This window comes from Acanthopleuribacter pedis (genome assembly GCF_017377855.1).
In the GTDB taxonomy this organism is placed as follows: Bacteria; Acidobacteriota; Holophagae; order Acanthopleuribacterales; family Acanthopleuribacteraceae; genus Acanthopleuribacter; species Acanthopleuribacter pedis.
In genome coordinates this window covers 12,733-25,379 of record NZ_JAFREP010000046.1, presented here as the reverse complement: position 1 = coordinate 25,379, position 12,647 = coordinate 12,733, and the positions used below count along the sequence as shown (strand labels likewise).

At 57.6% G+C, this 12,647-nt stretch carries 9 protein-coding genes; 5 read left to right on the top strand and 4 right to left on the bottom strand.

What is annotated here, in order from left to right:
- The first annotated feature begins 23 nt into the window (after nucleotides 1-23).
- Together J3U88_RS31075 and J3U88_RS31070 are read left to right on the top strand one after the other, a co-directional pair.
- Entirely contained in the window at nucleotides 24-758 is a 735-nt protein-coding gene (locus tag J3U88_RS31075; RefSeq protein ID WP_207862919.1) for a pseudouridine synthase, read from the top strand.
- 293 nt (nucleotides 759-1,051) lie between these two features.
- Nucleotides 1,052-1,294, top strand: a complete 243-nt coding sequence (locus tag J3U88_RS31070; protein ID WP_207862918.1) for a hypothetical protein — start codon at nucleotides 1,052-1,054, stop codon at nucleotides 1,292-1,294.
- 372 nt (nucleotides 1,295-1,666) lie between these two features.
- Here the strand turns inward: J3U88_RS31070 and J3U88_RS31065 are convergent, their stop codons facing one another.
- The 4 genes from J3U88_RS31065 to J3U88_RS31050 form a co-directional block, all read right to left on the bottom strand.
- Nucleotides 1,667-2,038, bottom strand: a complete 372-nt coding sequence (locus J3U88_RS31065) for a VOC family protein (RefSeq protein ID WP_207862917.1) — start codon at nucleotides 2,036-2,038, stop codon at nucleotides 1,667-1,669.
- A 168-nt stretch (nucleotides 2,039-2,206) separates the two neighbouring features.
- On the bottom strand, nucleotides 2,207-3,640 hold the full coding sequence (locus J3U88_RS31060) for a sodium-dependent transporter (protein WP_207862916.1): 1,434 nt from the start codon (nucleotides 3,638-3,640) through the stop codon (nucleotides 2,207-2,209).
- A 282-nt stretch (nucleotides 3,641-3,922) separates the two neighbouring features.
- On the bottom strand, nucleotides 3,923-5,158 hold the full coding sequence (locus J3U88_RS31055; protein WP_207862915.1) for a PGAP1-like alpha/beta domain-containing protein: 1,236 nt from the start codon (nucleotides 5,156-5,158) through the stop codon (nucleotides 3,923-3,925).
- A gap of 325 nt (nucleotides 5,159-5,483) precedes the next feature.
- Nucleotides 5,484-8,363 (bottom strand): hypothetical protein, encoded by a 2,880-nt coding sequence (locus tag J3U88_RS31050; RefSeq protein WP_207862914.1) that lies wholly within the window; start codon nucleotides 8,361-8,363, stop codon nucleotides 5,484-5,486.
- A gap of 514 nt (nucleotides 8,364-8,877) precedes the next feature.
- On the opposite strand from J3U88_RS31050, the gene J3U88_RS31045 reads away from it, so the two are divergent.
- The 3 genes from J3U88_RS31045 (at nucleotide 8,878) to J3U88_RS31035 (ending at nucleotide 12,565) form a co-directional block, all read left to right on the top strand.
- Nucleotides 8,878-9,648, top strand: a complete 771-nt coding sequence (locus J3U88_RS31045; protein ID WP_207862913.1) for a flagellar hook assembly protein FlgD — start codon at nucleotides 8,878-8,880, stop codon at nucleotides 9,646-9,648.
- On the top strand, nucleotides 9,648-11,030 hold the full coding sequence (locus J3U88_RS31040; protein ID WP_207862912.1) for a flagellar hook protein FlgE: 1,383 nt from the start codon (nucleotides 9,648-9,650) through the stop codon (nucleotides 11,028-11,030). Before J3U88_RS31045 ends, J3U88_RS31040 begins: the two co-directional genes overlap by 1 nt.
- A 242-nt stretch (nucleotides 11,031-11,272) precedes the next feature.
- Complete coding sequence (locus J3U88_RS31035; protein ID WP_207862911.1) at nucleotides 11,273-12,565, top strand: flagellar hook protein FlgE; 1,293 nt, start codon at nucleotides 11,273-11,275, stop codon at nucleotides 12,563-12,565.
- Nucleotides 12,566-12,647 lie beyond the last annotated feature (82 nt).

Genomic DNA, 12,647 nt, shown 5'->3' with positions numbered 1-12,647 from the left:
TTCAACTTGAGCGGGGGGTTCTTTTGAAACTCGATGTACTTTATCGCGACGACCATTTGGTAGCAGTTTTTAAACCGAGCGCCCTGTTGGTGCACCGCACCGCCATGTCCCGTGACCGACGTTTTGCTTTGCAACTGGTGCGCAACCAGTTGGGGTGTCACGTGTATCCCGTTCATCGTTTGGACCGGGCCACCTCCGGCCTGCTGATTTTTGCGCTGTCGTCGGAAATCGCCGGGCTGATCTCGGAACAGATCCGCGAGCATCAGGTGGAAAAAGGGTATTGGGCGTTTGTGCGTGGGTTCGTGCGCGAGCCGGGATTGATCGACCGGCCGCTGAAAAACGAAGAGTTGGACCAGATGCAGGAGGCCGAAACCCGCTATGCGCCGCTGCGTCACCTCACCTTACCCGTGCCCGTCCACAACTTTCCCGAGGCCCGTTACACCCTGCTCGAAATTTGGCCGAAAACGGGGCGGCGCCATCAAATCCGCCGCCATTTGGCCAGGGCGGGCCATCCGCTGATTGGCGATACCATGCACGGGGATGGGCGTAACAACCGCGTGTTCCGCGAACATTGCGAGAGTCAGCGGTTGCTGTTGGAATCGCGCCTGTTGTCATTTACCCATCCCGTTACCGGGGAGGCGCTGGTGTTGAAAGCCCCCGTGGGCCGTGATTTCCAGGCCTTGTTTTCCCGATTTGGCTGGGACGATTTGTGTGACCGTGAGATGAACGGCTATGAGGGACCACCGGCCGAGATGTGACTTTTTTCCCGTGCTCTGTCCCTTTCCGATGCCGGCTCACGCACGAATAAACGGTTGCACCCTGATGAGAACAAGGGTTCGGCCGCATTGGCATTAAGACCTAAGAAACGCGATAACTCGCGGAGATTTTCGCTAAACCTCTGGGCTGCAACGGCCTGTAAAAATGCTCACCGCACCCAGTGGGTGCGCGTCGTGCGCGACCCCGGCCCGCTTTTTTCAAGCCATTTCGCTCCAGATCTTTAGCGAAAATCTCACGCTCTTATCGCGCTTCTTAGGTAAGAAAGGAGCGTGGGATGGGCATGGGCGCCGCATCGGCGGTGATCATTTGGTTGTTTATGTTTCAAATTTTGTTTGGCAGCTGGACCGATTTTAAGGAAGCGCTGCGTTACGGCATCACGCCCGACATCATTTCGATGTTTCGCGGTGATTTTGGCGAGGATCTGTGGGCCGAGTTTCGTCTAACGCTCTGGCTGCTGTCGGGTCCCGCCGCCGGGTTCGGTGTGTACGTGATGGTTTCCCAGTGGATGAGCCTTTAACCTAAGCAGCGGGCCGGCCGTTTGTGTGCGCGTTTTGCCTAATCCCCTCACAAGGCTTGTTGCGAATCATTGAAGCGGAGGGCGTTTTGGCTGAAATAATGGGACTTACCACCGCGGCGGTTGTGTACGCCGTCATGTTTAAGCTGCTGTTCGGCACCTGGGAGGCACTTAACGAGGCGCTGGAATATTCGATTACCCCCAACTAGATTTCGTTGTTGCGAGGTGAATGGCGCGCCGATGTGTGGGCTGAATTCAAACTGTCGCTTTTTTGGGGCTCGGGCGTCACCCGCGGCTTTTTTGTTTATGTGTTGGTGCCCATCGTGACGGCCGGGCTTTAGCGCCGAACCGTCGCGGGGGAAAGCGGGGCACCGATTATTTTTTGAGTGGGATTTCCATCAGGGTAATCCAGAGCCCGTTGGGATCGCGCAGGTGGGCTTCCCAAGGGCCGTAGGGATTGCTCGGTTCGATCATAAACTGGACGCCGTCTTCTTGCATGCGCTGGTATTCGGCGCGCACGTCGTCGCAGCTCATTACCATAATAATGTCGCCGGGTTTGGGGGCGCCTTCCTGGGCCGGGTCCATCGCCGCCATTGGCCAAATTTGCGTGTTGCCCGCTTCGCCGAAGGCTTTTTCACCTTCCATCGGTGCTTGCTCGGCCAAGCCCAGGACCTCGCCGTAAAAATTACGGGTTGCCTCGAGGTCCTTGCTGATCACATGCATCATCAATAAACCGTTTACCGCCATGTTATCTCCCTTGGTGCCGATTGTTCGTCTGTTGCCCCGATCATAACCAAATCGGGGCCGAACATAAAACAGAAGAAACGCGCCGGCGCGGGTAACGGCTCCCGCGAGCCCGCATTTCCCAGGTTTTCGCCGCGAAGCGAAACCCACCTGGGTTATGCGGGCGAGGCGTCAGTCCTTGAGGTGTTTGACCAGGTAGCTGTTGGCGGCGATCAGAACACCGATCACCAGGCCGAATTGGACCAGGCAACTGATCAGCCAGTTGGTTCCGAATTGGACCAGGGCCGTCATCCACCAAGCCAGCAGGACCAGGCCTTCGAGGAGGACCAGGATCATCAATCCTTTGAACCAGGGGCCGATTTTGAGGACGGTGGCGTTTTTGTTGAGGATTTCCTCGGCAAAACGTTCAGCGCCGAAGCGAAGCACCATAAAACACATAAACAGGCCGGAAACGATCAGGCCGATCGCCCAGATGAAGTCTTGGTCGTCGAAGATGGTGTCGCTGAGCGCGCTGGGGGCGCCGAGTACCAAACCCAAAACCAGGGCGATGACCAGGGCTTTAGGGCGGCTGATTTTGAAGTCCATAAAAAAGCGCGTGCTCAACTCAACCATGGCAACCAACGAGGTGAGCGCGGCAAAAGCGAGCCCGGAGAAAAACAGCACGTTGAGCAGGTAGCCGCCGCTCATTTGGCCAAACAGCATGGGAATGACTTGGAAGGCGATGCCGCCTTTGCTGGAGGTGCCGCCGACGAGATCGGTGCCGGCGCCGGCCATCAGCGAAAAAACCGCAGGGAAGATCAGCAGCGCCACAATGAGTTCAATGCCGTTGTTGCCGCTGCCGGTGGCCATCGGGGTGGTGACCGGATCTTCATTGTCGCGGGCGTAAACCGCGTAGGTCAGCATCAGGCCCCAGCCCGCGCCGGTGGACCAGGCCGATTGGGTCAGGCCCGCGATCCAGTGGCCGGGTTCGGCGAGTTTGTCCCATTTGATGTCGGTCAGGTAGGCGAGGCCGTCGCTTGCGTTGGGCAGCATCAGCGCGTTCACCGCGCCAAAAAGCAGGATGGCGATCAGCGCGGGGATCAGTATTTTGTTGAGCCATTCGATGCCTTTGGTACCGCGATAAACAAAAAAGCCGGCGAGCGCGAGCGCAATTGCGTGGAATAACAAGGCTTGGGGCGTGCTGCGAAAATCGTCGAAAATTTTGATCGAGGATTCGGCGGTGACATCGTTGAGCGCGCCGCTCACGGCGAGTAAGGCGTATTTGAGGGTCCAGCCGGTGACCACCGCGTAGTAGCACATAATCAGCATGGTACAGATGGTCACGAAACCGCCCATCCATGCGAATTTGGGGCCGGCGAGTTTGGCGAAGGCGCCGAAGGGCCCGCGGCGGGCGTGTTGGCCCGCGCCGAGTTCCACCATCAGCAGGGGCACGGACCACAGGAAAAGGAAAAGGATCCAGGGGATGAGGAAGGTGCCGCCGTCGTATTGGGCGACCTGACGGGGAAAACGCCAAATGTTGCCGGTACCGACGGCCATGCCCATGCAGGTAAGGATCATGGCGAGTTTGGAGGAGAAACGGGGGGCGGAAGAAGATGGATGCGTCATAAAAGAGCCTTGTTGGGATATTTGTGATATGTCAGTTGTAGTCTATAACGCCGCGGGGGCGATTGACAACCGCGCGCCCACCGACCCTGGCTGCGAATAGGGCGGGGGGGCTAGGTCCAAAAGGGAAACAAATGGCAAGGGTGCAGGACATAGGCATTGTAGAGGAAAACGGGACGTTCGCCAAAACTTGGACGGACGCTGGTCGATAAGTGGCGCAGATTGAGCCGCTTGGAGAGGTTTGGTGGGGCACGTGTTCCTGTAGCATTCGGTCTTCACGCCGGCTCACCCCACGCTGCGCAGCCACCCGTGAATCACGTCGTACACACCCGGCTTATCGTGCAGGGCTAAGTGGTTGACGCCGCGTGCCACCCATTGCCGGTCTTCAGGAAAAGCGAGGGCCAGGGCTGGGTTGTTGTGGCGACCGAGGGCGCTGTCCACGCTTACCAAACCGTCGCCGAGCCAATCGGTGACCGGGCCCTCTTGGGTGGTCGTTTGACTACCCGCGAGTGCAAAACAGGCAGTGCCCTCGGGTAAGGGGGTTGGGGTACGTGGGTTGGCGGCCATGGCGAATCGGTCCCTATTTTGCCAATCCGCGTCAACCACATTGCCGAACCGCAGATCGGTGATACCGCAACTGCGTATCTTGCCCAAGCGTGAAAAGGGGGCGCTGTAGGGATGGCCGTCCAAGAGCGTGTCGACCAGATTGCCGGTTTTTTCCCACATCGATCCTTGATGGGGCGTGCCCAGGCAGACCAGCGCGCGTAACCGGTGCGGCCAGGCATGACCCGTCGCCGCGCCGTAAAAGCAGGCACTTCGACTGACCAAGCCGCCCATGCTGTGGGCCAGCACGTAGCAGGGGACCGGCTTTTTCAGGCGGGCCTCTAGCTCGGTGACGGTGGCGTCCAAAAGCGTCGCCAGCGCGCGGCCGTTTTCGGAAACATGACGCCCGGTGTTGTAGCGCAGATAGACCGGGGTGAATCCCAAATCACGGGCAAGCGCGGCACCGTGATCGTGGTCCCCCCGTCGCCATTTGAGATCGTTCATGCACAAGCCGTGAATCAGGATTAAAAGACGGGGCTGTTCGTTTGAGAGGGCTTGGGCCAGGCTTTCGCCGGAGACGGCCTGCCCGTCTCGGCGTAATTGCATGGGAATGGCCAAGGGGTTATTTTGTGCCGCGAGGTGGTCGCCGATGACGCCGTTCAGCACCGCCGTGAGGGTATCACGCTGTGATGCATAGGGTGCTTGTTGGTCGAGCGCTCGGGCTAGTTGGGCCAACAAGGGATCGACGCCCCAGCCGACCAACGAGGTTACCGCGCGGATTTGGCGGTAGACCAATCCGGTGATGCCCCGGGTGTGGGTGCGATCCGGTGCCCCGCGAACCGCCGCAAGGTGGTTGATGGCGAGGTGCAGGGCTTCGACTAAGTCGGTTATCCCGTGAACCGCATCCACGGTCAGCCGCCCGACGCCTTGCAAGGCATGGGCAGGTTGATGGTGATCGGTCGCTTTGGCCTTTTCCATGGTGACGCTCCCCGCGGCAATGCGTGCGACATGCGAACAGGGTCTAACCCGACGGTCGTTGTTTGCATCATACACGGCTTCCACCGGGCGACCCATCTTTCTATAAAGCTGAGACGGCTTACTTATTCGGGGAAGGGCGGCGACCTCGGGGCGGCCTGATCACCCTCCAGCAGAGGTTCCCCCAATGGCGTCAAGTGTTTGGGAAAGTCCCGCGCCGTGTTTTTCCGTGTGTTCTCTACCCTTGGGTGCGATCCCTTGGCGGAATGCCTACCGGGGGCCGATCCCGCGTGTGCTGGATGGGTTGGCGCCGCGGGGTGTTTTTCCGCTAGCGCAAATCCTCCAGGCGGTCGCCGACCAATTCCTGCACGTCCGTGATCAAACAGCGCACGTTTGTGTCGTAGTTTTTGATGAAGTTGCGAGGTTTAAATTGCTGCAAGCGCTTGCGGTAGTACATCCAAATGCGCCGCAACACCCGTAAGCGCTCGCGGTCCGCTTTTTTGACCGCGCTCATCATGTGCAAAATGCCTTTGTACAGCGCCTTTTCGCGGATCTGCTGCATGCTCACAAAATTTAAGGTGCGTACCAACAGCTCGGTTTCCGATTCCAAAATCTCCGGTACATCGCGCAACATGTCGATCTTGAGGTCCATCGGGACCCGTTTGTCGTCCTTGTACTTTTTATAAGCGCGGCGGTTGATCTGTTTGACAATGTTCGGCGGAACCTCCGGCGCCTTGTTGTAGGCCCGCTCGTATAAATCATCCATCAACTGGTTCTTGTGCTGGTACACCACCCCGAACCGTTTCACATCCATCAAAGTGATGTTCTCCACGAAGCTGTAAATGCCCTTCAAGCGCTCCAAGTCGTCGATGTTGATCGTCACCTTAAACTGCGAGGTTTCGAAGTGGCCGCCGAACCGGTTTTGCAATTGGCGCACTTCCTTCAAACCTTCATTGACCTCGCCTAGCAGCGTATTGAGATCGTCGAAATTGCCGACCATGTCTTTTTTCAGCTCTTCAATAATCACCTTGGGCAACAAACCGGCCCGCGACAACTCCCGCAAGCGATCCTGCGATTCGCCGCCCTTGCGGGTAAGTCGTTGCGCTTCAATGACCTGACTCTCAATTGATTGGATGTTGTCGATCAGGCGTTCGCCTTCCTGTTGGCTGGTGACCAAAGGCGCTGAACGCAACAGCGCCCGCAGCAAGGTGCGCAGGTTGCCCGCGAAGCAGTCCGACAGCGAAAAAATCTCGAATCGCAAACGCGCCGGCCGCACCGGCACGTCCTCGATGCGCTCGCGTAACTCCGCGCGCAGGTCGTCGACGATTTTTTGCAGGCGCTGTTCGTTCTCGAAAATGAAGGCTTGCTTGGCTTCGTATTCCTTTTTCTTCAGTTGCGATTCCCAATCACTCAGCGCGTGGATCAATTGCTCCTGGCGCGGCAGGGAATGCATCTCGTGCAGCAGTTGATCCAACTGGTACATGCATTCTTCCGGCGCAAACTGCAGCGCTCGGTCCACCATGTCGGCGTAGTGATCAGCGTCCAATACGCTGTAATCCAACTTCTTAAGTTGCATGAGGTTGCGGTCCATGATCAGATCCAAGGCCTCCTGCAACACCGTTTCTTCAACGCCTTGGTAGGACATGTCGCGGTAGCAGGTAATCAGCTGCTCCTCGCAGTTCATGCGCAATTCTTCCAACCGCGATTCGGCCGCGGCGAAATCCAGCAGCTTGCGTTCGTATTCCCCGAAATCGCTGCAATCCGCGCGTAACTGTCGGTGCATTAAGGTGTCGCCGAACATCGCCAACCGCTGCAGGATCTTTTTGCGCAAGGCCAGCCAATCGGCTAAAAGTGCGCCGTCGCTGACTTGGGCGCGGTCCTGCAATTGCTCGAAGTTTTGGTGCAGGTCCAGAATCGACAAGCGTGGTTGGGTTGTGTCCTTGGGTTTGTCGCCTTGGTCGCCGATTTCCGATTCCACCATCGCGCTGATCGCGTCGGGCAGGGCCAAGTCGGGGTATTTTTTCTTGAGATCAATCAGGATTTGGAACAGTTCCAGCTTGAGCCGCTGGAGTTGCGTCTTGTTCGTTTGCAACCACGCCCGTGCTTCAGCCGCTTCTTTTTCGCTCAAGGTGCCCAGCGTCGCGTCGTTGTCGATGGCTTGGTTGGGTTCACCGTCGGGCCGGGTAATGGTGCGGATCTTTTCCTCAATATCAAAATAGATCGCGGCCAGCTTGCCCAAATTCTCCTGTAGCTCCCGTTGGGAAGGGAACAGGCTGTCGATCAAGCCACGGAAGGCGTCGGCGTCCCAGACGGCCCGCACCATGAACCAAGTGGTTCGCTTCAACTTGCGCTCCACCTGCTCCTCGTTGCTGAACAGGGTAACAAAATCTTCGCCGCGTTTCTGGCTCGCGCCCAGGGCGAACCAGTTGGCATGTACCTCAAGCGCGTCCATGTTGCGGTTCAGCGACATGCCGCTCAAGCGTTCCATTTCATCAAAAATTTCGTTACTTTTGCCGTCCAGCAGGTGCAAACCGTCTTCGATCACCTTGCGCAAAACCTTGAGGTTGCCCTGAAACGGTGAACCGGCCACCCACTTCACCGCTTCCTGGTGGCGCAGGTGGTGAGGGTCGTCGATCATCTGCAAGAACACCTTAAACTCGGCGTGGAACTGGGCGGGCACATGCAACGCCTTGGTGAGAATGTCCAACTTGCGCGAGACCGATTTGGTCAGTTTCGACATCGATTGGTATCGCTGCATTTCCTCTATCCCGCTGCGCATGCGGCGGCTGACGTCGAGGTTGTGGAAGCTGAGGTGACGCTCGCGAGCCTGTTCTTCCTCCAGCTTGGTCAAAATGCGTCGGTGCGGCGCCATCAAAAGACGACGGATGCGGCGCATCACAATCACGGTGGGATTGCGGAAGTGACTTTTTAGGAGCGGCAGGTACTCGACGTCGTAGGGGACCGGTAAGGGCAGATGTTTGATGGAGAAATACAGCAGGTGACCCATTTGATCGCGCAACTCGGCGATGTCGATTTTGGTCAACACGCCGCGGTTGCGTTGGTTGATGTCGTCGACGATGCCGCCCACGATCTGTCGGTACGGGGTGGAATGGCGGCTGTACGAACTCTGTAAATCGGCGGTGGTTTCGTTGATGCGTTGGGCATTAAACGCTTTGGGGCGCACACCGTCCATTTCTCGCCATGGCATGAATGCTTCTTTCTCCCTTCCGCCAAATCCGCCGCGAATGCTTCCTCGCCGGCTCAAGCGTGAATCGCGCCGGGTTCCCTGAAGGCCGCTGGGCCCGGCCGCGCGTCGGCAGCCGTTCAATCAGAGAAGTCTACTCGTTGTTTCGGCAGAAGCGCGGCGCTCATAAACCTTTTCGCGGGAATCGGACGACCTTATTCTAACCTGTCGCGCTTGCTTCCCTCGCAACCGCATCTCGGCGCATCGGCGGTTCCTCATAAAAAGGTGGGTGACGGTTGGGTTGTTGGATTGCTCTTCACGGGTTCCGACCACGGCCGGCAAGGTTCGAGATGGGCTGGGTAAATCTTTCCGGTGCGGCGAAGCGGGGCGGCAGATTTTTCCGCCTCGGCGCGCGCAAAAAAGGCGCTGTTTGGGAAGTGCAGAATTAACAAGGGTTTAACGGCGTTGCTTTTTTGGCTTCAGCCTTGCTTTAGAGACGCTTGAGATCAGCCCGACTTTGCGAGGCGGAGGGTGGAGCATGGAAGTTTCAAGTATTAGCAGTTCCTACGGTATTACCGGGAATCCCGTTGAAAATGACGAGATTACCGAGGAAACCTTTTTGCAGTTGTTAACCGTTCAATTACAGCACCAAGACCCGTTGCAGCCGGCCAGCGATCTGGAATTCATTCAGCAAATGGCCACCTTTGCATCACTCGAACAGCAGCGAATCACCAACGATAATTTAGAAGTGCTGCAGATTTACCAATCTTCGATTAACAACAGCAATGCCTTGGGCGTCGTCGGCAAAGATGTCAAAATTGCCGATCCCACCGTGACCCACCAAGAAGGCGACACCCATACCTTCATCTTCCAGGACGATCCCGAGGCCGTGCGCGCCCACTTTGAGGTGCGCAACGAAATCGGCCGTGTGATTTACACCTCGCAATTACCCGCCGGCTTTGAAGGCGAACAACGCTTCCAGTGGAATGGCTTCGACGATGAGGGCAACCGCATGCCGCCAGGTGATTACACCGCATCGATCCGGCTCGAAAACGCCGAGGGCTCTTATTTCAATTCTCCGGTTTTCCAAACCAAACGCATTGACGGCATCTCTTGGGAAGGCGGATCGGTCAACGTCATGGTCGACGGCAACCGCATTCCGATTGAGTCGGTCGTGGAAGTCTACGAACCCGGCTACGGCGGAACCGACAACAGCAGCGAGGAGGAAGAAGACACCTCGCAAAACAACGATCCAAACGGGAACTTCAAGACGAGATGGCCCTTTCAGGTCATTCCAGGAGGTAAATAATGCTACTCGGTTCCTTCTACACCGGCCTCTCGGGCCTGCAGTCCAATGCGGTTGCGCTGAACGTGATCGGCAACAACTTGGCCAACATCAATACCTCGGGTTTTAAACGCAGCCAAACCAACTTTGCGCAAATTATGTCGGACACCGTTTCCGGCATCAACGGCGTCGGCAATCCGATTCAAGTTGGTTTGGGTGTGCGCACCAGTGAGGTCGTCGCGAAGTTCGAACAGGGTTCAATTCAAACGACGGGCATTAAAACCCACCTGGCGATTCAGGGTGAGGGTTTCTTTACCACCGCCACCAACGGCATCGCCTCCTACACCCGATCCGGTAACTTCGGTTTTGACGACGAGGGCTTCATGGTCGCCGCCAACGGCTCCCGCGTCCAGGGTTTCCTCGGCACCCGATCCGACGGCACGGTTGACACCAGTGGTGACCTGACCGACATCCGCCTCGATTTGGGTGAAGCTTCGCCGCCCCGTGAAACCGGCGTGGTGCGGTTCATCTCGAACCTCAGCGCCGAGGCGCTCAACGGCGAAACCTATTCAACCTCGGTCGAAGTTTTTGACTCCAAGGGTGTTCCGCACCAAATGACGATTACCTTTACCCGCGATACCACCCTGGACCTCGCGGTCGGCGACGCCGATCCCGCCAACGGCGGTGCCGCCAGTACCATTGACCAAGTGGGTTGGACCTACGACTTTTCTTGGAATGGGGACGCCACCCTGGTTGACGGCGGCGGTAACGGGGACGGTACCGGCGTGATTCGCTTTGGTGAGGACGGCAAGCTGTACTCCATTGATACCGGGCTGCTTAACGATCCGGTCACCGGTCTTGCCCTGAGTACCACCAGCGATCCCATTCTGCAGGTTCCCGATCCGGGCACCGGCGCCGAGAGTTTGTCGATCACCTGGGACGCCATCGATACCCCGGCCGATCCCACTTCCGGCCCCAACGATTCCTTTATCACCAGTTTCGGCAGTACCTTTAACACCGGCACCTTGTTCCAAGACGGTTTTGGTTCGGGTATTTTGCAAGACATCGATTTTAGTCAAGACGGGGTCATGATTGGGTTTTACGACAACGGTTTGACCCTGGAACTGGCCAAAATCGCCATCGCGACCTTTAACAACAGGCTCGGCTTGAAGCAGGTTGACGGGGGGTTCTACTTACCCACCGCCGCCTCGGGGCCGGCCTCGATTGATGGTGAAGGCACTGGTGGTCGGGGTTCGATCATCGCCAGTAGTTTGGAAAGTTCCAACGTGGACATCGCCGAGGAATTCACCTCGCTGATTGTCCACCAACGGGGGTACCAGTCCAACTCGCGAACCATCACCACCACCGACCAGCTTCTCCAGGAAGCCCTGAACCTGAAACGGTAAACATGTGAAACGCCGGTATCGTTGGACGGGGGCGGCCGACCTGTCGTTCTCGTCTTTGCAACGATCCGGCGTCTTTGGACCTCTTTACGGCGCCAAATTTCAAGCTGGGCGTGTTCGTTCATGCCGCCAAAGCAGCATGATTCGGATGCGTGCGCCGCGTCGGGTCTCAACTCAGGTCGCCATCGCGGTTGCTCCGGCGGGTTTTTGCCCGTGCACGGGGTGCCGCGATGCAAGGGGCTTTTATGCTTTTGGGTTCGTTTTACACCGGTTTGTCCGGTCTGAATGCCAATGCCACCGCGCTAAACGTGATCGGCAACAACCTCGCCAACATCAACACGTCCGGCTACAAGCGCAGCCAAACCAACTTTTCGCAAATCATGTCCGACACCATCCGCGGCGTCAACGGCGGCGGGAACCCAATCCAGGTCGGTTTGGGGGTTCGTACCTCCGAGATCGTGGCCAAGTTCGAACAGGGTTCCATCCAAACCACGGGCATCAAAACCAACCTGGCGATTCAGGGTGAGGGTTTTTTTGCGGTAAGTACGGGCAGCCAAACCGCCTACACGCGTTCCGGTAACTTTGGTTTTAACAACCAAGGGTTCCTCGTCGCCGCCAGCGGCGGCCGCGTCCAGGGTTTTATGGGCACCAATCCCGACGGGACCGTGGATACCAGCGGCGGCAACACCGACATGCGCATCGATTTGGGTGAGGCGTCGCCACCGCTGGCCACCTCGCAAGTGCGTTTTGTGTCCAACCTCAGCGCCGAGGCCGTCAACGGGGATACCTACACCTCTTCCATCGAGGTATTTGACTCCAAAGGGGTACCCCACCAACTCTCGATCACCTGGACCAAAACACCCAACACCGGGGAATGGACCTACGCCTTTGAGATGCCGAGCGGGACCGTGAGTCCGGCCGCGCCCAACCAAGGCACCGGGGTGGTCCTTTTTGGGCCTGACGGCATTTTGCAAGAAGTGGACGGGGCGCCGGTGAACACCATCGCCGCCAACCGCCAAATCTTGATCACCGATCTCGACAGCGGGGCCGAGGATATCTTGTTCAGCTTCGACTTGCTCGACATACCCGATCCCACCGATCTCACCCAGAACACCAGCTTCACCACCAGCTTCGGCAGCACCTTTAATACCGGCACCATCGCGCAAAACGGTTTTGGTTCCGGGGTTTTGCAGGACGTTGATTTTGCCCAAGACGGGACCATGATCGGTTTCTACAACAACGGGCTCACCCTCGAACTCGGTCGCGTCGCCCTAGCCACTTTTAATAACAAGCTGGGTTTAAAGCAGATCGACGGCGGTTTCTATTTCCCCACCGCCGCTTCAGGCCCGGCCTCCGTGGACGGGGAAGGGACCGGTGGTCGCGGTACCGTGATCGCCAGCAGCTTGGAGAGCTCCAACGTGGATATCGCCGAGGAATTTACCTCGCTGATCGTGCATCAGCGGGGTTATCAATCCAATTCCAGGACGATCACCACCACCGACCAGCTCCTCCAGGAAGCACTCAACCTCAAACGTTAAAACATCAACCCGCCCGGTTGATGGCTGCGAACCTGTTTGTCGTCAGGCGCATAACCGGGCGCGGGTCTCCTACCGGAAAACA